Origin of the sequence: Kitasatospora sp. NPDC059648 (genome assembly GCF_042734825.1) — a bacterium.
Taxonomy (GTDB): domain Bacteria; phylum Actinomycetota; class Actinomycetes; order Streptomycetales; family Streptomycetaceae; genus Kitasatospora.
In genome coordinates, this window is sequence record NZ_JBHWDU010000004.1 from 61,477 (window position 1) to 83,503 (window position 22,027).

The following is a 22,027-nucleotide window of genomic DNA, read 5'->3' on the forward strand; positions in this document are numbered from 1 at the left end:
CGCGCACCACCCGGCTGAGACAAGAGTCACCAGCCGTGTCCGGTCCCTTGGGAACCGGACCGGGGCGAGCTACGGTCGTATGGGCGGGACGCGTGAAGGCGCTCCCACCGGACACATGAACGAGCAGGCGGGTTGCCCACCCACCGTCTGCTCCCGATAGCATCCACCGGGACAGCAAGCCGTCCCTCTATTACCGATCCCGCGGTGGCCCCCGTCCAGCGGCCATGATCCCCCGCGACAAAGGTCTTCGATGCCCATCAGCCCGTCCCCTCACACCTCCGTCACGGACCGCGATGCCCTCGCAGCCCCGACGGCCGGTCGGCGACCCCGCGTGACCATCGCGCGCGGAGCCACCCCCTGGTTCGTCCCCACCCTCGCCACGGCCGCCGTGACCACCGCCCTCACCCGGCGCAGCGGCAAGTGGGCCCTGGCGGCGGTACCGGCCTGTGCGCTCAGCGCGGGCATGCTGTGGTTCTTCCGCGACCCCGAGCGTGAGATCGGCACGGGCAGAGTGATCTCCCCCGCCGACGGCGTGGTCCAGAGCATCGACGCCTGGCCGGACGGCCGCACCCGGGTGGCGATCTTCATGAGCCCGCTGAACGTCCACGTCAACCGCGCGCCCCTGCCGGGCACGGTGACGTCGGTCGAGCACGTCGCGGGCGGTTTCGTGCCGGCGTTCAACAAGGACAGCGACCAGAACGAGCGGGTCGTCTGGCACTTCGACACCGAGCTCGGCGACATCGAGATGGTGCAGATCGCGGGGGCCGTGGCCCGCCGCATCGTGCCGTACGTGACCGCCGGAACCAAGGTCGAGCAGGGCGACCGGATCGGCCTGATCCGGTTCGGCTCCCGGGTCGACACCTACCTGCCGGCCGGCGTCGAGGTCGGCGTCGAGGTCGGCCAGAAGACCACAGCCGGGGTGACGCGCCTTGACCGTGACTGATCCTGAGACAATCGTCGGCCTGGACGACGAGGAGACGGCCCTGCGCCGCCGCCGCTGGGCGCGCGACCGCGAACTGCGTGCCCCGCGCTCCCCGCAGCACCTGTCCACCGCCGACTTCCTGACCCTGGGGAACGCCGTCTGCGGCTTCCTGGCGATCTACTCGATCACCACCGGGGTCCTGATCCCGCACATCACCAACCCGGACGCCGCTCCGGACCGGCACAGCGCGGCCACCGCCGTCACGCTGCTGCTGATCGGCTCGATGTGCGACCTCTTCGACGGCCTGGTGGCGCGGAAGCTCCGCTCCTCCGCCCTCGGAGCGGAACTCGACAACCTGGCCGACCTGATCAGCTTCGGCATCGCGCCGGCCTACTTCGTCGCGGTCTGGGGCATGGTCTCGCAGGGCTCCAACCGGACGCTCTCGGCGCTGATCGCGCTGACCGTGCTGCTCGCGGTGGTGCTGCGGCTGGCCCGCTTCTCGGCCGTCAAGATGCGGCCCGGGGTGTTCCAGGGCATGCCCTGCCCGATGGGCGCGATGACGGTGATCGCCATCGTGCTGCTCGACCCGCCGTTCCTGCCCGGTCTGCTCGCCATCTTCGGCGCGGCGTACCTGATGGTCAGCCGGATCGAGTACCCGAAGCCGCAGGGACTGCTGGCCACTGCCACGCTCTGCTGGGTCGTCGTGGCGATCGGCTGCCTGGCAGCCTGGGCGACCGGTCTGCCCGGTGGCGACACGCTGATGCACGTCGGCGCGTTCGCCCAGATCACCCTCGCCGCGATGGCGCCGCTGCTGGTCATCCGGCGCAAGGTCGGGCAGAAGGTCGGCGACGTCCGTGCCCGGCGGGCGGAGTCCCGGCTCGGCTGAGTCCCCTCCGCGATGCGGGAAGGGCCCGGAACCACCAGGTTCCGGGCCCTTCCTCGTTTCCGTCTTCCCTCACGCGCCGCCGGTGTGGACGCTGAAGGCGGAGCGGCGGGCCGCCCGGGCCACGCCCGGGTCCGGGTGCACCCCGGAGACCGCCGTCAGCACCGAGGCCGCCCGCGGGTGCCCGGACTGCCGGGCGCGGGCGAACAGCCGCACCGGGTCGCCCGCCGAGGCGCCCTCGACGTGGCCCACCAGCAGCTCCGTCTCACCGTGGTCCAGCACCGCCGCCGCGGTGTCCACCCACAGCCAGGCCGCGTCCTCGGCACCCAGCACGTCCGCCGGGGAGACTCCCTCGTCGGCGCGCTCGGCCAGCCACAGCAGTGCGTACGGGCGCAGCACCGGCTCGTCCACCGAGGCCCGTACTGCCTGCTCGGCCGGGCCGCCGGCCACCCGGAGCGCCTCGAAGGCCAGGCCGCGTACCAGCGCGTCGTCGCCCTGGGCGGCGTCCAGCAGTTCGGCCACCGCGCGGTCCGCCGGGCGGGCCGCCACCCAGGCGCGGAACTCCGCCCGGGCCGGGCCCGGCGAGTAGTCCGCGCACGCGTTCAGCAGCTCGAAGGCGCTCTGCTCGATGTGCCCGGCCGCGGTCTGGGCGACCGTGCAGATCTCCTCCAGCTTCGCCCGCACCGCCCAGTGGCCCAGCGGCGACAGCTCGGCGGCGTCGTTCCTGCGCACCACGGCGCCCACCGCCGCCAGGCCGTCCAGCATCCAGTCCAGGACGGCGGCCACGTCGGAGGGGGCGGCCGGGGTGTCGATCTGCGGTGCCCGGCAGGTGCCGCGGACGGCGGACACCGCCGAGGCGGCGTGCGGCACCGGCGACAGGCCCGGGTTGCCGAGGCCTGCGCCGACCCGGCGCTCGTCCAGTCCGCGGCGCAGCAGCTCCAGCAGCTCGCTCTCGGCCACCGGGCCGTCCACCAGGTGCAGGAAGGACAGCAGCTGGGGAGCCTGGTCCACGGCCTGGCCGGCCAGGACGGCGAACACTCCGCGCAGCGCGGCGGGCGGCACCGGGGCGAGCAGCGTCCAGGCGTCGAACAGCCCGGACCAGCCGCGCACCACGGCCTCGTCGTCGTGCTCCCAGGCGTGCAGTCGCCAGCCGGGGCCCGCTCCGCCGTCGCGGGCCTCCACCAGGCCCACCAGCAGCGCCTGGCCCCACGCCTTGGCGGCGGCGCCGACCGTCATGGCCAGCGCCCGGCCGGCGGCGCGGGCGTCCTCCGGGAGCAGCTCGCCGCGCTTGTCGACCTCTTCCAGTTCCCCGGCCCAGCGGGCGATCCGGACGGCGTCCACCAGCATCCGGCGGGCAAGCGGCGCCAGCTCGGCCGGCGCGGGGAAGCCCTCCGGGACCGGAACCCGGCCTCGGCCGGGTGCCGGCGCGGGCCCCCGTCGCCGGGGTACACCGGCCCCGCCCGGCCTGCCACCGGAGGGCCGGTGGGCCGTACCGGGGAGACGGGTCACCGTCGCACCGGTACCGATCGTCGGCGGGAGCGGGGCATCACGGTCGCGCGGGTTCCGAGACGTCACGTCGAGCAGTCTTCCCCTTGCACGGGCCTTCTGTCACATCCGGTTGCCCGTACGACCGCAGGACCGGGTACCGCACCTCCGCAAGATCGGGCAACAGTGGCAAACCGCCTGGCCGGAAACGTGTGGCGGGGCCATGCCAGGTTGGCGGCGGGCGTCGCCCTGCCCGCCCGGGTGCTCACACTCCGTGCCGGGAGCGGGGCCTTCCGGAACCGACGGGGCGGGGGCCGGCGGAAGCGGACGGCCGGAATCCGGCCAGGTGGCATGTGCCCGCCGGGTGGTGCCGGTGCGTCGGAAGTCGACCGGGCCGACTTCCGGGGCGGTGGAGGGCGCTCCGCTGTCCGAAGTTCGGGAGCAAATTTCCTCCTTTACCGCTCTCTGTCGCTTCACCTCCCCGTTCTCCGGGCGCGGCCGCGGAATTCGGGGCAGAGGGCTCAGAGCAGCGGAGTGAGCCAGCGCCGGAGGAGTTCGGTGTAGTGCTCGGGGGCCGAATTCCACAGGGCCGCGTGTTCGGCGCCCGGGAAGCGCTGGAGGTTCACCACGTCGGGGCGGGCGGCGGCCAGGTGCTCCACGGTGGCGACGGGGGCGACGCGGTCGTCCGGGCTGTGCAGGACCAGGGTGGGCACCCGTATGTCCGCACCCTCGGCGAGGCGGGAGAAGTCCGTGAGGTCCACCCCCGTACGGCCCTGCGCGGCCAGCGCGCCCAGTTCGCCGGAGAGACCGGTGAACCCGGCCCGGGCGGCGTCCCGGCGCGCCGCGCTCGGGAGGTCGAGGACCGGCGAATCGAGGACGAGCCCGCTGACCGCGTGCGCCCGGGCGGAACGGGCCACGGTCCGCAGGACCGTGGTGGCGCCCACCGACCAGCCGTAGAGGATCACCCGGCCCGCACCGCTGTCCAGCGCCAGCCGCACCGCCGACTCGACGTCCCGCCACTCGGTCTCGCCGAAGTGGCTGTAGCCGTCCGGGGAGGCCGGGGCGCCCTCGTCGCCGCGGTAGGTGACGGCGAGGGCCGGCAGGCCGAGGCGGTGCAGGACGGGCAGCACCGGGAGGGTCTGCTGACGGTCGGCCTCGGGGCCGTGCACCAGGATCACCCAGGTGCCGCGCTTGCCGTCGATCCGCCAGGCGGGAAGCGCGCCGAGCTCGCCGTCGGCGGCGGTCGCGGTGTAGGCCAGGCCGAACGCCTGGGTGGGGTCGCCCAGGTGCACGCGCGGGGTGAAGCGGACCTCGGTGCCGGGCGTCAGGGTGCCCCGGTCGACCCGGACCAGCCGCCGGGTCACGCCCTGCGCGTCGCGGTGCAGGACCTCCTCGACCACCGCGTGCCCGTGGTCGTCCCACTCGACCGCCCAGCGACCGGGCCGCAGGCTCTCGGGACGGCGGCTGAAGGTGACCCGTCCGGCGCCGAGGCTGTGCACCACCACCGGTCCTGCCTCCGGCTCGGCCGGCCCCGGCACCCCGGGACGGACCATCCGCTCGGAGGCCCGACGGCCGACCACCAGGACGGCGGCCCCCGCCCCGACGGCGGCGGCCGCCACGACAGCTGCGGTTCCCCAACGCATTTCGTTCCCCGCTCTGCTTCACGGACCGGACGGTGTTCGAGCACCAGTCCACCGGGATTCCGCCATCCCGGCCACCGGGTTGGCCCGTCCGGGGGACGGGCCAGCGGGCCGGCGGAGGTCAGACCGGGAGGGCGGGGTCGTGGGTGCTGAGGAGGTGCCAGAAGCGGGGCGTGAGGGGCTGGGTGGGGGTGCGGGGCTGGGTGGTGGTGCCCCAGTGGGAGGGGACGTGGTGTTCCCCGTGGAGGACCGGCAGGACGGCGGCGAGGTCGGCCTCCGGGACGGGCACCAGGCGGGCGAGCGGGCCCAGGTGGGGCTGCCAGCGGCCCGCCACGCACTGGCGCAGGAGGCGGTCGAGGGCCTCGCCGCGCCCGGTGGCCTCGACCAGCTCGGTCAGCCGCATGCCCAGCACCTGGGCGAGGGCGTGGGTCTGCTCCGGGTCGCCGTCCCAGTGACCGGTCAGTTCGGCCTGCCGGTAGGCGGGCAGCGACACTCCGGCCCGCTCGGCGACGGTCTCCTGGGGGAGCTCCCGCGCGAGGCGGTGGTCGCGCAGGCTCAGCGGGCGGCCGTCCATCAGCTGGGCGGCCGGGCACCAGAGGGCCCTGGCCAGCGCGATGAACTCGGCCTCGCCGGGGCGCAGCTCGCCGTTCTCCCAGGCGAGCACGTGGCCGGGCAGCAGCCGTACGCCGTGCGCGGCCATGCCCTCGGCGACCTGCTCGGGGGTCAGCCCGAGGCCGGCCCGGTGGGCGCGGGCGGCCTCGGGGGAGAAGGGGACGGGGGAAGGGGCGGCAGTGGTGGGGGACTTTCTGCGGCGCATGGCACCGAACCGTAGGTGCGGCCCCCGGCCCGTCCCAGCCGCCGAACGCACGAAGCGGAGCTGACGGGCCCTCCCCCGCGCTGGGCGATCGCACAGGTCCGGTACCGGTGCCGGGTGTGACCGACCCCTCCTTGACCTCGGTTGACTCCCGGTTCGGCCGCGTGATGGGATCCTGGGGCCAAACGGAGGCATGGAGAGGAAGCCGGTGCGAGTCCGGCGCGGTCCCGCCACTGTCACCGGGGAGCACGCTCGGAATCCCTCCTCGCCCGCCATCGCGCAGGAGGGGCCCACCACGGCGGGCCGTCAGGAGCCGCTGGAGGGCCCGGGGTGCGTCCGACCCGGAAGCCAGGAGACTCTCGCCCCCGGTACGTCGATCCAGGGCGCGGACCCTGAGTGAGGACACCCACGCGATGCAGGCTGCCCCGCCCCGTCGGACGCCGAGTTGCCCGCTGCCGAGCTGCCCGCCGCTGTGCGCCCGCTGACCCGGGCCGCCGCCTTCGCGCTGGGGGCCGTCGCGGGGTACGCCGCGGACGCCCGTTTCGCCGACCCGCGCCGCGGCCACCCCGTCGCCCTGTTCGGCAGCGCCGCGGCCCGCCTGGAGCGGCGCGCGTGGCGCGACGACCGTACCGCCGGAGCCGGGTACACGGCGCTGTGCGTGGGCGCGGTCGCGGCCGGTGCGCTGGCGCTGGACCGTACGGTCGGGCGCCGTCCGCTGGGCCGGGCCGCGCTGGCGGCCGCCGCGACCTGGACGGTGCTCGGCGGCACCTCGCTGACCCGGGAGGCGCGCACCATCGGCCGCTCGCTGGCCGCGGGCGACCTGACGGCCGCCCGGGAGCGGCTGCCGCACCTGTGCGGGCGGGACCCGAGCACGCTGGACGGGCAGCAGATCGCCCGGGCGGTGGTCGAGTCGGTGGCCGAGAACACCGCCGACGCCGTGGTGAACGCGCTGACCTGGGGCGCCCTGGCGGGCACGCCCGGGCTGCTGGCCTTCCGTGCCGTCAACACCCTGGACGCCATGGTCGGCCACCGCTCGCCCCGCTACGCCCGCTTCGGCTGGGCCTCGGCCCGGCTGGACGACGTCGCGGGCTGGCCGGGCGCCCGGCTGACCGCACTGCTGACGGTGGCCGCCGCTCCCGAGCCGCGGACCGCCTGGCGGGTCTGGCGCCGGGACGGCTCCGCGCACCCGAGCCCGAACGCGGGCCAGGCCGAGTCGGCCTTCGCGGGCGCGGTGGGCGTACGGCTGGGCGGGACGCTCCGGTACGGCGAACGGGTGGAGCACCGGCCGGTGCTGGGCGAGGAGTTGCGGCCGGTGACGGTGGACGACATCGAGCGGGCCTGCACGCTGTCGCGGCGGGTGGGCGCGCTGGCGCTGGGTACGACGGTCGCGGGGCACGTCCTGTTGCGTGCTCTTCGTGGGAGGGGCGAAGCATGAGTGAGCGCAGCGAGCTCGTCATCGACAGGTGCGCATGGTGCGAAGCGCCCACCGAGCGAGGCGAGGGGGACGCATGAGTAACGCGCTGCTGGTCGCCGGGACGACTTCGGACGCGGGCAAGAGCGTGGTGACGGCCGGGATCTGCCGTTGGCTGGTCCGTCAGGGCGTGCGGGTCGCGCCGTTCAAGGCGCAGAACATGTCGCTGAACTCCTTCGTCACCGCGGACGGCGCCGAGATCGGCCGTGCCCAGGCGATGCAGGCCCAGGCCGCCCGGGTGGAGCCGGAGGCCGCGATGAACCCGGTGCTGCTGAAGCCGGGCGCGGACGGCCGCAGCCAGGTGGTGCTGCTCGGCCGGCCGGTCGCCGAGGTGGGCGCGCTGGACTACCGCGAGCGCAAGCCCGTCCTGCTGGAGCGCGCCCTGGAGTGCCTGGCGGACCTGCGCCGACGCTACGACGTGGTGGTGTGCGAGGGCGCCGGGTCGCCCGCCGAGATCAACCTGCGCGACCGGGACATCGCCAACATGGGCCTGGCCACGGCCGCCGCCCTGCCCGTGGTGGTGGTCGGGGACATCGACCGCGGCGGGGTCTTCGCGGCGATGTACGGGACGCTGGCGCTGCTGTCCGCGGAGGACCAGCGGCACGTGGCGGGCTGGTTCGTCAACAAGTTCCGCGGCGACGCCCGGCTGCTGGCGCCCGGGCTGGAGATGCTGCGCGAGCTGACCGGCCGTCCGGTGCTGGGCACGCTGCCGATGCTGCCGGGGCTGTGGCTGGACGCCGAGGACTCGCTGGACCTGTCCACGGTGGTGGACCGGGTGGACGGCCGCGGCCCGCTCGGGGCCGACGTGCTGCGGGTGGCCGTGGTGCGCTTCCCCCGGCTGTCCAACTTCACCGACCTGGACGCGCTGGCGCAGGAGCCGGGCGTGCTGGTGCGCTGGGCGACCCGGCCGGAGGAGCTGGCCGACGCCGACCTGGTGGTGCTGCCCGGCACCCGGGCCACCGTGGCGGACCTCGCCTGGCTGCGCGAGCGCGGCCTGGAGCCGGCGCTGAAGGCGCGGGCGGCGGCCGGGCTGCCGATCCTCGGGGTCTGCGGCGGCTACCAGATGCTGGCGCGCTCGATCGAGGACGCGGTGGAGTCGAAGGCGGGGCTCGTCGACGGGCTCGGACTGCTGCCGACCGATGTCCGCTTCGGCGCCGGGAAGGTGCTGGCGCGGCCGGTCGGAGAGGCGTACGGGCAACGGGTCGAGGGCTACGAGATCCACCACGGGATCGTGGCGGTCGAGGGCGGTGAGGCCTTCCTGGACGGCTGCCGGGTCGGTTCGGTCTGGGGCACCACCTGGCACGGCGCGCTGGAGAACGACGGCTTCCGCCGCGAACTCCTGTGCGAGGTCGCCGAATTGGCCGGGCGGGCGTTCGTTCCGGCGCCGGACACCTCCTTCGCCGCGGCCCGCGAGGCCCGGCTGGACCGGCTGGGCGACCTGATCGAGGAGCACGCGGACACCGACGCGCTGTGGAAGCTGATCGAGGGCGGGGTGCCGGCAGCCGGAACGCTGCCCTTCCTCCCGCCCGGGGCACCTGGGAGTGACGCATGAGTGACGTCCGCTATCCGTTCACCGCGATCGTCGGCATGGCCGACCTGCGGCTCGGGCTGCTGCTGAACGCGGTCTCCCCGGCCGTGGGCGGCGTGCTGGTGCGCGGCGAGAAGGGCACCGCGAAGTCGACCATGGTGCGCGCACTGGCCGGGCTGCTGCCCTCCATCGCCGCCGTGGACGGCTGCCGCTTCGCCTGCGACCCGGCCGCGCCGGACCCGCAGTGCCCGGACGGCCCGCACGCCTCCCCCCGGAGCCACGAACGCCCGTCCCAGCTCGTCGAGTTGCCGGTCGGCGTGGCCGAGGACCGGATCGTCGGCTCGCTCGACCTGGAGCGCGCACTGGCCGAGGGCGTCAAGGCGTACGAGCCCGGTCTGCTGGCCAAGGCGCACCGCGGCGTGCTGTACATCGACGAGGTGAACCTGCTCCAGGACCACGTGGTGGACCTGCTGCTGGACGCCGCCGCGATGGGCCGCTCGTACGTCGAGCGCGAGGGCGTGTCGGTGCGGCACGCGGCGCGGTTCCTGCTGGTCGGCACGATGAACCCGGAGGAGGGCGAGCTGCGGCCGCAGCTGCTCGACCGCTTCGGCCTGACCGTCGAGATCGCCGCCACTCGGGACCCTGCCGAGCGTGCCGAGGTGGTCCGGCGCCGGCTCGCGTACGACGCCGACCCGGCCGGCTTCGCGACGCGGTTCGCGGCGCAGGAACGGGAGCTCGCCGAACACATCACCGCCGCCCGCGAGTTGCTACCCAGGGTCGAGCTGACCGATGTGGCACTGCGTCAGATCACCGCAGTGTGCGCGGCTTTCGAGGTGGACGGGCTGCGCGCCGACATCGTGATGGCCCGCACCGCGGTCGCGCTGGCCGCCTGGGCCGGGCGGGTGGAGGTGCTGGAGGAGGACGTCCGCAAGGCGGCCCAGCTGGCCCTGCCGCACCGGCGCCGACGCAACCCCTTCGACGCTCCGGGGCTGGACGAGGAGCAGTTGGACCGGACGCTGGAGGAGCACTCCCGGCCGGAGGACCCGGAGCCCGAGGGCGACGGTCCCGGTCCGGACGGTGACGGCGACGGCGGCGGACCTGAAGGCGGCGGCCCGGGCGGGGGAGCCCCCGAGCCGTTCGACGGCGGCGCCCCGGAGGCATCCGCCCCGGAGAGCGGCACCTCGGACTCCGAGCCGCCCGCGCAGCAGCCCGTCCCCGCCCAACACCCCGCGCCCGCCCGGGAGTCGGCGCCGGTCGCCGCCGCGGACCCGTACCGGACCCGGCTGTTCACCGTACGGGGCACCGGCCACGGCGCCCAGGGCCGGCGCTCCCCCGCCGAGACCACCGGCGGGCACACCGTCCGGGCCCGTCGGCCGCAGGGCACCCTGAGCCGGCTGCACCTGACCGCCACCCTCCAGGCCGCCGCGCCGCACCAGGTGGCGCGCGGGCGGGCCGGCCGGGCGCTGGTGCTGCACAAGGACGACTTCCGCGAACAGGTGCGCCGGGGACGGGAGTCCAACCTCGTGCTGTTCGTGGTGGACGCCTCCGGCTCGATGGCCGCCCGGCAGCGGATGACCGCCGTCAAGGGCGCCGTGCTGTCGCTGCTGATGGACGCCTACCAGCGCCGGGACAAGATCGGCATGATCACCTTCCGGGGCGCGGACGCCGAGCTGGCACTGCCGCCCACCTCCTCGGTGGAGGTCGGCGCGGCCCGGCTGGAGTCGCTGCCCACCGGCGGCCGCACCCCGCTGGCCGCCGGCCTGCTGCGCGCCCACGAGGTGCTGCGGGTCGAGCGGCTGCGCGACCCGAACCGGCGCCCGCTGCTGGTCGTGGTGACCGACGGCCGGGCCACCGGCGGGCGGGACGCACTCGCCCGCTCGCAGCGCGCGGCCGCGCTGTTCGCCGCCCAGGGCACGGCCAGCGTAGTACTGGACTGCGAGTCCGGCCCGGTCCGCCTGGGCCTGGCCCGTACCCTGGCCGGGCTGCTCGGCGGCAGCGCCGTCAGCCTGGAGGAACTGCGCGCGGAGGGCGTGGCCTCGCTCGTCCGCGAGAACCACGCGAACTATGCGAACCGTGCGAGCCGTGCGACCACCACTTCGACCGCTCCGTTGCGAAAGGCGGCCTGACCGACATGCCCAAGGGTGTCCCCGAGAGCGTTCCCGACGACGGCCTGACCACCCGCCAGCGCCGTACCCAGCCGATCACCGCGGTGCACACCGGCCCCGGGAAGGGCAAGTCCACGGCGGCCTTCGGCATGGCGCTGCGGGCCTGGAACCAGGGCTGGTCGGTCGGGGTGTTCCAGTTCGTGAAGTCCGCCAAGTGGAAGGTCGGCGAGGAGAACGCGCTGCGCGTGCTCGGCGCCTCCGGCGAGGGCGGCAGCGTCGACTGGCACAAGATGGGCTCCGGGTGGTCCTGGATCCAGCGCTCCGCCGAGCAGGAGATGTCCAGCGAGGAGGCGGCCAAGGAAGGCTGGGAGCAGGTCAAACGGGACCTCGCGGCCGAGACCTACCGCTTCTACGTGCTGGACGAGTTCACCTACCCGATGCACTGGGGCTGGATCGACCCGGAGGAGGTCGTCTCGGTGCTCAAGGACCGCCCCGGCAGCCAGCACGTCGTCATCACCGGCCGGTACGCCCCCGAGGCGCTGACCGGATTCGCCGACCTGGTCACCGAGATGACCAAGGTCAAGCACCCCATGGACGCCGGCCGCAAGGGCCAGCGCGGCATCGAGTGGTGACCTCTTGAGCAGCACCCCCCGCCTCGTCGTCGCGGCGCCCTCCTCCGGCGCCGGCAAGACCACCGTCGCCACCGGCCTGATCGCGGCGCTCGCCGCGCGCGGGCTGGCGGTGTCGCCGCACAAGGTCGGACCGGACTACATCGACCCGGGCTACCACGCGCTCGCCGCCGGGCGCCCGGGCCGCAACCTGGACGCCTTCATGTGCGGGCCCGAGCGGATCGCCCCGCTGTTCCTGCACGGCGCCGCGGGGGCGGACGTCGCCGTGGTCGAGGGGGTCATGGGCCTGTTCGACGGGGCCTCCGGGCGCGGGGAGCTGGCGTCCACCGCCCACGTCGCCAAGCTGCTGCGGGCGCCCGTGGTGCTGGTCGTGGACGGCTCCTCGCAGTCCCGCTCGGTGGCCGCGCTGGTGCACGGCTTCGCGTCCTGGGACCCGCAGGTGCGGCTGGCCGGGGTGATCCTCAACCGGGTCGCCTCCGACCGGCACGAGCAACTCCTGCGCGAGGCCCTGGAGGAGGGCTCCGGGGTGCCCGTCCTGGGCGCGCTGCGCCGCTCGGCGGCGGTGGCCACGCCGTCCCGGCACCTCGGACTGATCCCGGCGGTGGAGCGCTCGGCGGAGGCACTCAAGGCGGTCGCGGACATGGGCTCCCTGGTGGCGGCTTCGGTCGATCTGGACGCCGTGCTGGAACTCGCCCGCACCGCACCGGACCTGGACGCCGAGCCGTGGGATCCGTCGGCGGAGGTCGCGCCGGTCGCCGGACGGCCGCGGATCGCGGTGGCGGGCGGCGCCGCGTTCTCCTTCTCGTACGCCGAGAACGCCGAACTGCTCGGCGCGGCGGGCGCGGAGGTCGTTCCCTTCGACCCGCTGCACGCCTCGGAACTGCCGCAGGGCACGGCCGGGCTGGTCGTCGGCGGCGGCTTCCCGGAGCTGTACGTACGGGAGTTGAGCGGCAACGCCGCGCTGCGCTCGGCCATATCCGCGTTCGCCGCCGCGGGCGGGCCGATCGCCGCCGAGTGCGCCGGACTGCTGTATCTGGGGCGGGAGCTGGACGGCCTGCCGATGTGCGGGGTGCTGGACGCCACCGCCCGGATGACCGAACGGCTCACCCTCGGCTACCGGGAGGCCGTCGCCCTGCACGACTCCCCGCTCGCCCCGGCCGGCACCCGGGTGCGCGGGCACGAGTTCCACCGGACGGGCTGCGAACCGGGCGCGGGCGACCGCCCGGCCTGGGGCTGGCGCCTGCCGGCCGGGCCCCGCACGGAGGGCTTCGCGGACGGCAACGTGCACGCCTCGTACCTGCACCTGCACTGGGCCGGGACGCCCGAGCTGGCTTCGTCGTTCGCGGCGGCCGCGGCGGCTTTCGACGCCGGGGCGGGATCGGGTTCCAGCACCGGGACGGGGGCGCGGACGCGGCCGTAGGGTTGGCGCATGCATGTGATCGTCCTCAACGGCGGCTCCAGTTCCGGCAAGTCGAGCATCGCCCGGCGCCTCCAGGAGCTGCTGCCGGAGCCCTGGCTGCACCTCGGTGCGGACACCATGGTCGGCGCGCTGCCGCCGTGGCTGCTCGGCGGGGACGGGGGCATCGGCGGCCTGGAGGACGGTGACGGCACGGTGGCGGTCGGGCCGGTCTTCGCCCGGCTGGACGCCGCCTGGACGCTCGGCGTGGCGGCGATGGCCCGGGCCGGGGCGCCGGTCGTGGTGGACGAGGTGTTCCTCGGCGGGGGCGCCTCGCAACAGCGGTGGCGCGCGGCGCTGGAGGGCCTGGACGTGCTCTGGGTCGGCGTGCGCTGCGATCCGGCGGTGGCCGCGGCCCGGGAGGCGGCGCGCGGCGACCGGGTCGCCGGGATGGCCGCCGCGCAGGCCTCGGCGGTGCACGAGGGCGTCGCGTACGACCTGGTCGTGGACACCTCTCGGACCTCCGCGGGCGACTGCGCCGAGGCGATCCTCGCCCGGGTGGCGGCGGGGCGTTGAGCAGCCGTGGGAGACTCCTGCGGTTGACTGTCCGGCAGCGACGCCCTTCCGGCAGCACCCCCTTCCAGCAGCACCCCCTTCCGGTTCCGGCAGCACCACCCGTCCCACGGAGGCACGCCCATGGCCAGGCAGCACGAGTACACCGCCGAGATCAGCTGGACCGGCAACCGGGGCACCGGCACCAGCGACTACCGCTCCTACTCCCGCGACGTCGAGGTCACCGCCGAGGGACTGCCGGCCATCCCCGGCTCCGCCGACCCCGTGTTCCGCGGCGACAGGACCCGCTGGAACCCGGAGCAGTTGCTGCTCGTCGCGCTCTCCCAGTGCCACCTGCTCTCGTACCTGCACCTGTGCGCGGTGAACGGGGTCGTGGTGACCTCGTACGTCGACCGGCCGGTGGGAACCATGGCCGTGTCGCCGGAGGGCGGGCACTTCACCGAGGTGGTCCTGCATCCGGGGGTCGAGGTCGCCGAGGCGGGGATGGCGGAGCAGGCGCTCGCCCTGCACGCACAGGCGCACCGGGCCTGCTTCATCGCCAACTCGGTCAACTTCCCGGTGCGGCACGAGGCCGAGGTGACGGTCGCGGCTCGGGCGTAGCGGCTCGGGCGCAGCGGCTCGGGCGCAGCGGCTCGGGCGCAGCGGGTCAGGCGCAGCGGGTCAGGCGCAGCGGGTCGGGTGGAGTCGGCCAGCGCCTCGATCACAGCGCGAGAGTCTGCCAGCCGCGGGTGATCTGGTCGTGGACGGCCACCGGGTCCGGCGGTGTCGACTGGGCCGCCGCAAGCGCCGCCAGCAGGCCCGTACCGTCCGCCGGGCGCTGCGCGGGGTCGATGGCCAGGGCGCGGGTGACGACGCCGGCGAGCGCCGGGTCGAGGGCCCGGACCGCCGCCAGCGCGGCCGGTTCGGGCCCGGTCTCGACGATCCGGCGGATCACCGCGCCCGTGTTGGTCGCCGCGAACGGGCTGGCACCGTGCGCCGCGCACACCACGCAGCAGGCCCAGGCCCACACGTCGGCCGCCGGGCCGACCCGCTCCTCGCCGAACTGCTCGGGCGCCATGTACGTCAGGGTGCCCGGGCCGCCGCCGGGGGCGGTCAGCCGGGTGCCGTCCACGATCGCCGCGATGCCGAAGTCCAGCAGGCGCGGGCCCGCCGTGGTCAGCATGATGTTGGCGGGCTTGAGGTCCCGGTGGACCAGCCCCAGCCGGTGCACCCCGGACAGCGCCACGGCCAGCGCCAGCGCGAGGGCGCGCAGCGCCTCGGCGGAGCCGATCGGCCCCTGCTCGCGCAGGTGGGCGTCCAGCGGACGGCCGTCCAGCAACTCCATGGCCAGGTACGGGCGTCCGGAGTCCACCCCGGAGTCGAGCACCCGGGCGGTGTAGGCACCGGGGACCATGGCGAGCACCTCGGACTCGCGCTGGAAGCGGCGCAACAGGTCGGCGTCGTCGAGGAGTTCGAGGTTGATGGTCTTCAGCGCGACCTGGGTGGCGGAGCCCTGGCGCTGGGCGAGGTAGACCGTGCCCATGCCGCCGGAGCCGATCCGGCCGAGGAGTTGGTAGCCGCCGATCGTGCGGGGCTCGTGCGCACCGAGCGGGCCGCCGAGGGGCGGGCTCGACGGCACGGGCGGGGCGGTCGGGGCGAACTGCGCGGGGACGTACGGGGATTGCGGCGTCTGCGGCACCTGCGGGGTGTACGGCGGCTGCGGTGGCGCGGTGGGGGCGTACGGGTTCTGCGGGGCGAACAGCGCCTGGGCGGCTCGGGCGGCGTCGGCCTCCGGGGTGCCCGAACCCTCCGTCGCGCCGACCGGCTTGGGCCTGCGGCTCGCCAGCAGGGCGATCACCTGGAAGACCAGGGCGGTGAAGATCAGGCCGACCGGCAGGAGGAACACACCGATCACCGCGCGGAGCAGCACCAGACCGATCAGCCGCGCCCGGGTCGAGCCGGACGCCCAGACCTCCTGGGGCAGGTCGGCGGTCAGCAGCGTGCGCTGGGTCAGGTACCAGAGCAGCAGCCACAGCAGCAGGAACCCGATGAAGAGGGCGAGGTACCAGGTCCGAGCCACGGACAGGGAGACCTGCCATTCGTGGCCGAGGTACACGGCATTGTGGAGGTCGAACGGCCGTTCCAACAGGAAGTAGCTGTGGAGGTCCTCGAAGTACACGGCGAAGTACGTTCCGGCGGCGGCGACCAGACCGATCGCCAGCTCGCCGAAGGTCGCACCGAGGCCGCCCGGCGCTCCCCCGCTCGCGTCGGCGCCGGTGGCCGCCAGCGCCCGCCGCCGGGTGGCCGTTTGGGCACGCGCCAGCACCGGAAGTGTCGCCAGCCGTACCAGCAGCGCCAGTCCGACCGTGATCAGTAGCGCCATGTCGAGCAAGTCCAGCATGTTCCCCCCGCCTGATCGGGCACAGGGAGTATAGGGGGCGCCCGCGGCCGCCGTGCTCCACTCCGGCCCGGCCCTCGTCAGTCCTCCTCGTCCAGCAGCACGGCGAGGTAGCGGTCGATCTCGACGCGCAGTTCCTCCGGCATCGGCACCTGCCGATGGCCGCTGCCGGCCGTCGCGTTGAACAGCACGCCGTCGCACCAGCGGATCAGCCGACGGGCGTCCGCCTCCGGGTCGGTGGAGCCCGAGGCGGCGAGCAGGTCGGCGGCGAGCCGGGCGAAGCGGGCCCCGAGGCGGTCGTAGACGGAGCGCAGTTCGGGCCTGCGGGTGGCCTCCAGGGCGAGTTCCAGGCGGGCCAGGGTCAGCCTGCGGCCGCTGGTGAGCGCCTGGAACATCGCCTCCGCGCCGACCTCGACCAGCAGGTCGCGCGGCGGGAGGGTGGCGCCCGGCAGGCCGCCCTCGGCGAGGGCCGGGTAGTCGGCGGTCTCGCGCTCGACGATCCGGACGAGGACGAGTTCCAGGAGGGCCGCCCTGGTCCGGGCGAGGTTGGAGGTCGAGCCGGCGGGCAGGCCGGACGCGTCGTCCACGGCGCGGTGGGTGAGCCCCCGCAGGCCGGCGTCGGCGATCAGGTCGATGGCGGCGTCGGCGATCAGGGTCGGTCGCGGGGGCGTCAGCGGGGCTGTCATGGGTCCGATCATGGCCTTTCCGGTCGGGCTCCCCCAACCTCACTACAGCCGTAGTTTGCCACCCACTACATGTGTAGTAGCGTGCTGGGAGCAGCGGAAACTACACCTATAGTGACCGGATCGTGTGAATCGCGCGAGAAGAGGAGCCCTCATGCCTCCCACCGACCCCGGCCCGCACCGGGCGATCGTCATCGGCGGCGGAATCGGCGGCCTCACCGCCGCCCTCGCCCTCCACCGACAGGGCATCCCCGTCACCGTCCACGAACGCGCCGCCTCGCTGGAACCCGTCGGCGCCGGACTCGCCATCGCCCCCAACGCCCTGCGCGCCCTCGACCGGCTCGGCGTCGGCCCCCGGCTGCGCGCCCTCGCCGCCCCGCACCCCGCCGTCGGCGTGCGCCACCCCTCCGGCCGCTGGCTCGCCCGCACCAGCACCGCCGCCGTCGAGGCCCACTTCGGCGACCCGATCGCCGCCGTCGCCCGCGCCGACGTCATCGCCGCACTGGTCGACGCCCTTCCGGAGGGCACCGTCCGCACCGGCTCCCCCGCCGCGGTCATCGACCCGGGCGACGACCGGCAGCCCGCCGTCGTCCGCACCACCGACGGGGACCGGCCCGCCGGGCTGGTCGTCGCCGCCGACGGCATCCGCTCCGCCACCCGCGGCCTGCTGTTCCCCGAGCACCCCGGCCCCCGCTACAGCGGTTTCACCACCTGGCGCTCCGTCGTCACCCCGGACCGCCGCCCGGCCGCCGCCGGCGAGGTCTGGGGCCCCGGCCGGCTCGCCGGGACCGTCCCGCTCGCCGACGGCCGGGTCTACGTCTACGGCGCGGCCCTCGCCCCGGCCGGCGCCCGGGCAGGCAGCGAACACGCCGAGCTCCAGCGGCTGTACGGCGACTGGTGCGCACCCGTCCCCCAGCTGTTCGCCCTGGCCGAACCCGAGCGGGTGCTCCGCAACGACGTCTGGGACCTGGCCGACCCCCTGCCCGCCCACCACCACGGCCGCGTCGCCCTCCTCGGCGACGCCGCCCACGCCATGTGCCCCTTCCTCGGCCAGGGCGCCTGCCAGGCCATCGAGGACGCCGTCGTCCTCGCCTCCCTCCTCACCCCCACCGCCGACCCGGTCACCGCCCTCCCCGCCTACACCGCCACCCGCCTCCCCCGCACCACCGCCGTCGTCACCGCCTCCCGCCGCACCGGCAGCCTCATCGCCCTCCGCACGCCCGCCGCCACCCTCCTCCGCACCACCGCCCTCACCCTCGCCGGCCTCCTCCCCGCCCGAACCCTCCTCCGGCGCTCCGCCCCGATCTACGACTGGCAGCCGCCCGCCCTGGCCGCCGAGGGGTGATCAGGGGGTGATCAGGAGGGCACGATCCCGCGGCCACGGGGAACGGTCACGTCCGGGCGCGCCCTCCACCTCGGCCCCCGGAAACGCCGGCCAGGCCCGGGTCCACCCGATCACCCCGAGCCTGGCCGCCCACGACGCCTCGGTGTCCCCTCGGCGGTCGAGCAGAGGTCCTCGCCGTCACGCCGCGTGCCCCGGACGCGTCGGGCGCGCTCCACGGCGTCCGCGACGCGCTCGGAGTTCTTCGGCAGGTCGGAGAAGGACACGGTGAGCACATGTTCCGAGGCCAGTTCGGAACACGTTCCGGAGTCGATCACGCCTGCTGCACCCTCGTGCTCGCTCGGGCCCGCGAGGCCCGGGAGGGTGTCGGTGGCGGTCGGGAGGATGGGCGGCATGAGTGACTCCAGGCGGGCCATTGCTGATTACTGGGACGCTGCCGCGGCGGGGTTCGACGATGAGCCGGATCACGGGTTGCGGGCGGCCGGGACGAGGGAGGCGTGGGGGCGGCGGGTGCGGGGGTGGATGCCGGCGGGGGCGGTGGACGTGCTCGATGTCGGCTGCGGAACGGGCTCGTTGGCGGAGCTGGTCGCGGCGGCCGGTCACCGGGTGACCGGGGTGGATCTGGCGCCGCGGATGCTGGCGCGGGCGCGGGCCAAGCTGGCGGCGGCCGGCTTGGCGGGGCGGTTCCTGGTGGGGGACGCGGGCGCGCCGCCGGTGCGGGAGGGCGGCTTCGACGTGCTGCTCTGCCGGCATGTGATCTGGACGCTGCCCGACCCGGAGCGGGCCCTGCGCGCCTGGGTGCGGCTGCTGCGGCCGGGCGGGCGGCTGGTGCTGGTCGAGGGGCGGTGGCGCGAGGCGGGCGAGCACGCGGAGCCGTACGTCACCGGTGCGGAGCGACTGCCGTGGGGCGGCGGCGTCGGGGCGGAGCAACTCACGGCGGCCGTACGTCCGCTGGTCTCGGAGCTGCGGATCGAGCCGCTCCACGGGGACGCCGCCCTGTGGGGCGGCCCGGTGGAGGACGAGCGCTACGCGCTCCTCGCGGACCTGTAGCGGAAGGTCACGAGCCGCTGCCGAAGGTGCCGTTGAGCGGGTCGCGGCGGAAGCAGGCGACGCAGCGGAGGCGGGTGTAGATCGCCACCGTGCCCATGCAGACGTCCTCCCGGCCGTCCAGCGGGCTCGCCGAGCCGGCCGGCTTCCCGCAGTCCAGGCACCGCCGGTGGGGCCGGGCGGAGACGGAGCAGGCGCGGCAGACCAGGTGGGTGGGGTGCTCGGCGTGCACGACGACGGGCTGCGGCCCGCCGTACAGCAGGTGTTCGCACCAGGTGCAGGACTCGTCGTCCTGCGCCGCGAGCATCCGCTCCCTGGCCTCCCGCTGCCACCTGGCCGCGTCCTGCAACGGCACCTTCACCGGCGGGCCCCACCCTGCGGCCGCGAGCCACTGGGCGCCCTCGGCACCGGCCGCCCGCAACTGGTCGTCGACGGCGATCTCCCTGGCGGTCCTGCGCTTCATCGGCCTCTCCTCCAGTAGGGCGTCCCGATGCAGTAGGGCGTCCCGATGGACCAACGCGGCCGGCGCGGTAGTGGTCACGCGAACCACCCCACCGTGACGGCGATTCAGTCGAAGAGGGACTCGGTGTCGCCGTGGGCGACGAGGAGCTTGTGCAGCAGGGCGTCGAGCTGGGCGCGTTCGTCGGCGTCGAGGGCGGCGAGGATGCGCTCCTCGTTGCGGAGGTGGCCGGGCAGGGCGGCGTCGATGAGCTCCTTGCCGGCCGGGGTGAGGCGGACCAGGACGGCGCGGCGGTCGGTGGGGCAGGGGCTGCGTTCGACCAGGCCCTTGGCGGAGAGCTTGTCGACGCGGTTGGTGATGGCGCCGGAGGTGACCATGGCGGACTTGAGCAGGGCGCGGGCGTTGAGCTCGTAGGGCTCGCCGGAGCGGCGCAGGGTGGCGAGGACGTCGAACTCGGAGGAGTCCAGGCCGCAGGTGAGGAAGTACTCGCGGAGGGCGCCGTCGACCCGGACGTTGAGCCGCCGGAGCCGGCCGATCAGGGCCATGGCCTCCAGGTCGAGGCTCGGGTCGACCCTCCGCCACTGCTCGGCGATGTCGTCGACGGTGTCGCGCTGCTGCATGACCTGTCATCTCCCTCTCGATGGTGGCCCGGTCCAAGTATCTTAACATTCACATACTTGACGTTCGCCGATCTCCGGCGTAGAAATATCTCAACGTTCAGATAGTCAACGTTGAGGGGATCGGGACCGCCATGGACCGCAAGCGCGCAGGCATCGCCGCCACCGCCGCACTCGCCCCGGCCGCCTGGGGCACCACCTACCTGGTGACCACCCAGCTGCTGCCCGAAGGCCGCCCGCTGCTGCTCGCCGCACTGCGGGCGCTGCCGGCCGGGCTGCTCCTGCTGATGATCGGCCGCAAACTGCCCAAGGGCCGCTGGTGGGGGCGCGCGGCGGTGCTCGGGATGCTCAACATCGGGCTGTTCTTCCCGCTCACCTTCGTCGGCGCCTACCGCCTGCCCGGCGGCGTCGCGGCCACCATCGGGGCGATCCAGCCGCTGCTGGTCGCCGGGTTCTCGATCGGGGTGCTCCGCGTACGGCCCGGCCGCCGGGCGCTGCTCGCCGGGCTGGCCGGGGTCGGCGGGGTGGCGCTGCTGGTGCTCAAGAGCGGGGCGAAGCTGGACGGCGTCGGCATCGCCGCGATGGTCACCGCGATCGGCCTGATGGCGATGGGCACCGTCCTCACCCGTCGCTGGGGGCGCCCGGAGGGGGCCACCATGGTCGACCTCACCGCGTGGCAGCTGCTCGCCGGCTCGCTCTTCCTGGTCCCGCTCGCCGCGCTGGTCGAGGGCGCGCCGCCGGCGCTGAGCGCCGCCAATCTGGCGGGCTTCGCCTACCTCGGGCTGCTCAGCACCGCGCTCGGGTACGTGCTGTGGTTCCGTGGCATCGACCGGCTCGGCGCCGGGCCGGCGTCCTTCCTGGGGCTGATCAACCCGGTGGTGGCCACCGTCGGCGGCCTGGTCGTGCTCGGCCAGACCCTCACCCTGTGGCAGGTGCTGGGCCTGGTGCTGGCGCTGGGCGCCATGCTCATCGGCCAGGCCCCGGCCCGCCGGGGTGCTGCGGCAGGCCCGGCGTCCGCGTCTCAGGCCCCGGTCGCCGCCCAGGCCCCGGTCGTCCAGGCGCCCGTCGCTCGGGCCGAAGCGATCCGGACCGCGGCCGCCCGCTGACGGCCCTCGTCCCTCCTGCGCCCCGCCCGGCACCGCCGGCGGGGCGCGGACGTCGTGCGGTGCCGCCTCACCCCGTGGCGCGGATGTAGATGTCGGCGGCCCCGGGCAGGCCGCCCGGGATGGCGGCGACGTAGATCCGGCGGGCCGTCGGGGCGCGGGTGGGAACGGCGGACGGGGTCGCTGCGGGTGTCCAGGTCGGGGTGGGACTCGGGGCGGGTGTGCCACCGCCGGGGGCGTCCTCCTCGGGCTCGGCGGCCGCCGCCTCGCTTCCCTCGCCTTCCGGATCGGCCTCGGTCGGCGCCGGTGCCGGATCCGCCGCGATCGCAGCGGGCGAGGCGGACGGGGCTAGCGCGGCGGACGGGGAGGCGCTGTCCTCCGCCTCGGGCGTCGCCGACGCGCTCGCCACACCCGGCCCCGCGGAGGAAGCCGGCGCCTCCGGCAGCTCCGGTGCCTCGGCCGGCTCGTCGCCCCCGAGGGCGGCGGCGAGGTCCGGCGGCAGCGGCGCGGCGGGGCCGGGCTCGGGCAGGTCGTAGGTGTGCAGGAAGTCGTCCAGGCCCGGCTCCTTGCCGCCGCCGAGCCGGTAGTGCAGGTAGGCGACGGGCGCGCCGTCCGAGGTGCGGGTGTAGACGGCGCCGACCGGGACGTAGTAGCGCCCGGCGCCGGGGTGCTGGGAGGGGTGGAGGCCGGCCAGGCGTTCGGCGCGGTCGCGGTCGGTCTCCCGGCTGCCGACCCCGCCGACGGTGAGCGCGTTGACGCCGCGCACCACCAGGGCGGCGGCGACGGACACGCACAGCACCAGTCCGACGGCGACGGTGCGCCGCAGGACCGGGCGGCCGTGCAGGGCCGGCCAGGAGTCGGTGACCATGCGCTCGGGTGGGATGCCGTCCACGGTTGTCTCGCTCCCCCGTATCGATCAGGACGCCCGACCGGACCCTTCGGTCGGGGCGTC

At 75.3% G+C, this 22,027-nt stretch carries 21 protein-coding genes and 1 riboswitch; of the genes, 12 read left to right on the plus strand and 9 right to left on the minus strand.

Going from position 1 to position 22,027, the window contains the following annotated elements; genetic code table 11:
* Positions 1-250: 250 nt before the first annotated feature.
* Together ACFV1W_RS04175 and ACFV1W_RS04180 are read left to right on the plus strand one after the other, a co-directional pair.
* Positions 251-943, plus strand: coding sequence for a phosphatidylserine decarboxylase (locus ACFV1W_RS04175; protein ID WP_380412924.1), 693 nt, complete (start codon positions 251-253; stop codon positions 941-943).
* Positions 930-1,808 (plus strand): phosphatidylcholine/phosphatidylserine synthase, encoded by an 879-nt coding sequence (locus ACFV1W_RS04180; protein WP_030285592.1) that lies wholly within the window; start codon positions 930-932, stop codon positions 1,806-1,808. Before ACFV1W_RS04175 ends, ACFV1W_RS04180 begins: the two co-directional genes overlap by 14 nt.
* A 69-nt stretch (positions 1,809-1,877) precedes the next feature.
* Here the strand turns inward: ACFV1W_RS04180 and ACFV1W_RS04185 are convergent, their stop codons facing one another.
* From ACFV1W_RS04185 to ACFV1W_RS04195, 3 genes are all read right to left on the minus strand, one after another.
* Complete coding sequence (locus ACFV1W_RS04185; protein WP_046387263.1) at positions 1,878-3,152, minus strand: hypothetical protein; 1,275 nt, start codon at positions 3,150-3,152, stop codon at positions 1,878-1,880.
* 659 nt (positions 3,153-3,811) lie between these two features.
* A complete protein-coding gene (locus ACFV1W_RS04190; RefSeq protein WP_380412927.1) occupies positions 3,812-4,933 on the minus strand; it encodes an alpha/beta hydrolase family protein in 1,122 nt (373 codons plus the stop codon).
* 118 nt (positions 4,934-5,051) lie between these two features.
* Positions 5,052-5,747, minus strand: coding sequence for a helix-turn-helix domain-containing protein (locus ACFV1W_RS04195; protein ID WP_380412928.1), 696 nt, complete (start codon positions 5,745-5,747; stop codon positions 5,052-5,054).
* A gap of 194 nt (positions 5,748-5,941) precedes the next feature.
* Positions 5,942-6,103, plus strand: a riboswitch (cobalamin riboswitch).
* Between the two features lie 86 nt (positions 6,104-6,189).
* On the opposite strand from ACFV1W_RS04195, the gene ACFV1W_RS04200 reads away from it, so the two are divergent.
* The 7 genes from ACFV1W_RS04200 (at position 6,190) to ACFV1W_RS04230 (ending at position 14,046) form a co-directional block, all read left to right on the plus strand.
* Positions 6,190-7,179, plus strand: coding sequence for a cobalamin biosynthesis protein (locus tag ACFV1W_RS04200; RefSeq protein ID WP_380412929.1), 990 nt, complete (start codon positions 6,190-6,192; stop codon positions 7,177-7,179).
* A 73-nt stretch (positions 7,180-7,252) separates the two neighbouring features.
* A complete protein-coding gene (locus tag ACFV1W_RS04205) occupies positions 7,253-8,767 on the plus strand; it encodes a cobyric acid synthase (protein ID WP_380412931.1) in 1,515 nt (504 codons plus the stop codon).
* On the plus strand, positions 8,764-10,869 hold the full coding sequence (locus tag ACFV1W_RS04210) for a putative cobaltochelatase (RefSeq protein ID WP_380412932.1): 2,106 nt from the start codon (positions 8,764-8,766) through the stop codon (positions 10,867-10,869). The genes ACFV1W_RS04205 and ACFV1W_RS04210 overlap by 4 nt, the downstream gene beginning before the upstream one ends.
* 5 nt (positions 10,870-10,874) lie before the next feature.
* Entirely contained in the window at positions 10,875-11,480 is a 606-nt protein-coding gene (cobO, locus tag ACFV1W_RS04215) for a cob(I)yrinic acid a,c-diamide adenosyltransferase (RefSeq protein WP_380412934.1), read from the plus strand.
* A 4-nt stretch (positions 11,481-11,484) separates the two neighbouring features.
* Entirely contained in the window at positions 11,485-12,897 is a 1,413-nt protein-coding gene (locus ACFV1W_RS04220) for a cobyrinate a,c-diamide synthase (protein WP_380412936.1), read from the plus strand.
* A gap of 9 nt (positions 12,898-12,906) precedes the next feature.
* On the plus strand, positions 12,907-13,449 hold the full coding sequence (gene cpt / locus ACFV1W_RS04225) for a chloramphenicol phosphotransferase CPT (protein WP_380412938.1): 543 nt from the start codon (positions 12,907-12,909) through the stop codon (positions 13,447-13,449).
* Between the two features lie 120 nt (positions 13,450-13,569).
* Positions 13,570-14,046 carry an OsmC family protein gene (locus ACFV1W_RS04230; protein WP_380412940.1) on the plus strand — a complete coding sequence of 159 codons (477 nt, stop codon included), beginning with the start codon at positions 13,570-13,572 and terminating at the stop codon, positions 14,044-14,046.
* Between the two features lie 100 nt (positions 14,047-14,146).
* Here ACFV1W_RS04230 and ACFV1W_RS04235 read toward each other — a convergent pair whose 3' ends face one another.
* Positions 14,147-15,826 (minus strand): protein kinase, encoded by a 1,680-nt coding sequence (locus ACFV1W_RS04235; RefSeq protein WP_380412942.1) that lies wholly within the window; start codon positions 15,824-15,826, stop codon positions 14,147-14,149.
* 77 nt (positions 15,827-15,903) lie between these two features.
* Positions 15,904-16,509: a TetR/AcrR family transcriptional regulator gene (locus ACFV1W_RS04240; RefSeq protein ID WP_380412944.1), complete on the minus strand. Its 606-nt coding sequence runs from the start codon at positions 16,507-16,509 to the stop codon at positions 15,904-15,906.
* A gap of 151 nt (positions 16,510-16,660) precedes the next feature.
* Between ACFV1W_RS04240 and ACFV1W_RS04245 the strand changes: the two genes are divergently transcribed.
* Entirely contained in the window at positions 16,661-17,851 is a 1,191-nt protein-coding gene (locus ACFV1W_RS04245; RefSeq protein ID WP_380412946.1) for an FAD-dependent monooxygenase, read from the plus strand.
* Between the two features lie 110 nt (positions 17,852-17,961).
* Here the strand turns inward: ACFV1W_RS04245 and ACFV1W_RS04250 are convergent, their stop codons facing one another.
* Positions 17,962-18,243, minus strand: a complete 282-nt coding sequence (locus ACFV1W_RS04250; protein ID WP_380412948.1) for a hypothetical protein — start codon at positions 18,241-18,243, stop codon at positions 17,962-17,964.
* Between ACFV1W_RS04250 and ACFV1W_RS04255 the strand changes: the two genes are divergently transcribed.
* Positions 18,242-18,898 carry a class I SAM-dependent methyltransferase gene (locus ACFV1W_RS04255; protein WP_380412950.1) on the plus strand — a complete coding sequence of 219 codons (657 nt, stop codon included), beginning with the start codon at positions 18,242-18,244 and terminating at the stop codon, positions 18,896-18,898. The two genes, ACFV1W_RS04250 and ACFV1W_RS04255, sit on opposite strands and share 2 nt — an antisense overlap.
* Positions 18,899-18,905: 7 nt before the next feature.
* Here ACFV1W_RS04255 and ACFV1W_RS04260 read toward each other — a convergent pair whose 3' ends face one another.
* Together ACFV1W_RS04260 and ACFV1W_RS04265 are read right to left on the minus strand one after the other, a co-directional pair.
* A complete protein-coding gene (locus ACFV1W_RS04260; protein ID WP_380412952.1) occupies positions 18,906-19,358 on the minus strand; it encodes a hypothetical protein in 453 nt (150 codons plus the stop codon).
* 104 nt (positions 19,359-19,462) lie between these two features.
* The gene (locus tag ACFV1W_RS04265; RefSeq protein WP_380412954.1) at positions 19,463-19,975 is read right to left on the minus strand and encodes a MarR family winged helix-turn-helix transcriptional regulator; all 513 of its coding nucleotides are present in this window, start codon (positions 19,973-19,975) and stop codon (positions 19,463-19,465) included.
* A 131-nt stretch (positions 19,976-20,106) separates the two neighbouring features.
* On the opposite strand from ACFV1W_RS04265, the gene ACFV1W_RS04270 reads away from it, so the two are divergent.
* A complete protein-coding gene (locus ACFV1W_RS04270) occupies positions 20,107-21,078 on the plus strand; it encodes an EamA family transporter (protein WP_380412956.1) in 972 nt (323 codons plus the stop codon).
* A gap of 67 nt (positions 21,079-21,145) precedes the next feature.
* Here ACFV1W_RS04270 and ACFV1W_RS04275 read toward each other — a convergent pair whose 3' ends face one another.
* Positions 21,146-21,967, minus strand: a complete 822-nt coding sequence (locus ACFV1W_RS04275; RefSeq protein ID WP_380412957.1) for a hypothetical protein — start codon at positions 21,965-21,967, stop codon at positions 21,146-21,148.
* Between the last annotated feature and the right edge of the window lie 60 nt (positions 21,968-22,027).

Bases quoted from the DNA above. Each gene is read 5' to 3' on its own strand.
- ACFV1W_RS04175 (WP_380412924.1), top strand. From the start codon at position 251: ATGCCCATCAGCCCGTCCCCTCACACCTCCGTCACGGACCGCGATGCC.
- ACFV1W_RS04245 (WP_380412946.1), top strand. From the start codon at position 16,661: ATGCCTCCCACCGACCCCGGCCCGCACCGGGCGATCGTCATCGGCGGC.
- cobO (WP_380412934.1), top strand. From the start codon at position 10,875: ATGCCCAAGGGTGTCCCCGAGAGCGTTCCCGACGACGGCCTGACCACC.
- ACFV1W_RS04185 (WP_046387263.1), bottom strand. From the start codon at position 3,152: ATGCTGGTGGACGCCGTCCGGATCGCCCGCTGGGCCGGGGAACTGGAA.
- ACFV1W_RS04260 (WP_380412952.1), bottom strand. From the start codon at position 19,358: ATGAAGCGCAGGACCGCCAGGGAGATCGCCGTCGACGACCAGTTGCGG.
- ACFV1W_RS04230 (WP_380412940.1), top strand. From the start codon at position 13,570: ATGGCCAGGCAGCACGAGTACACCGCCGAGATCAGCTGGACCGGCAAC.
- ACFV1W_RS04270 (WP_380412956.1), top strand. From the start codon at position 20,107: ATGGACCGCAAGCGCGCAGGCATCGCCGCCACCGCCGCACTCGCCCCG.
- ACFV1W_RS04250 (WP_380412948.1), bottom strand. From the start codon at position 18,243: ATGCCGCCCATCCTCCCGACCGCCACCGACACCCTCCCGGGCCTCGCG.
- ACFV1W_RS04235 (WP_380412942.1), bottom strand. From the start codon at position 15,826: ATGCTGGACTTGCTCGACATGGCGCTACTGATCACGGTCGGACTGGCG.
- ACFV1W_RS04205 (WP_380412931.1), top strand. From the start codon at position 7,253: ATGAGTAACGCGCTGCTGGTCGCCGGGACGACTTCGGACGCGGGCAAG.
- ACFV1W_RS04265 (WP_380412954.1), bottom strand. From the start codon at position 19,975: ATGCAGCAGCGCGACACCGTCGACGACATCGCCGAGCAGTGGCGGAGG.
- ACFV1W_RS04210 (WP_380412932.1), top strand. From the start codon at position 8,764: ATGAGTGACGTCCGCTATCCGTTCACCGCGATCGTCGGCATGGCCGAC.
- ACFV1W_RS04195 (WP_380412928.1), bottom strand. From the start codon at position 5,747: ATGCGCCGCAGAAAGTCCCCCACCACTGCCGCCCCTTCCCCCGTCCCC.
- ACFV1W_RS04240 (WP_380412944.1), bottom strand. From the start codon at position 16,509: ATGACAGCCCCGCTGACGCCCCCGCGACCGACCCTGATCGCCGACGCC.
- ACFV1W_RS04190 (WP_380412927.1), bottom strand. From the start codon at position 4,933: ATGCGTTGGGGAACCGCAGCTGTCGTGGCGGCCGCCGCCGTCGGGGCG.
- cpt (WP_380412938.1), top strand. From the start codon at position 12,907: ATGCATGTGATCGTCCTCAACGGCGGCTCCAGTTCCGGCAAGTCGAGC.
- ACFV1W_RS04255 (WP_380412950.1), top strand. From the start codon at position 18,242: ATGAGTGACTCCAGGCGGGCCATTGCTGATTACTGGGACGCTGCCGCG.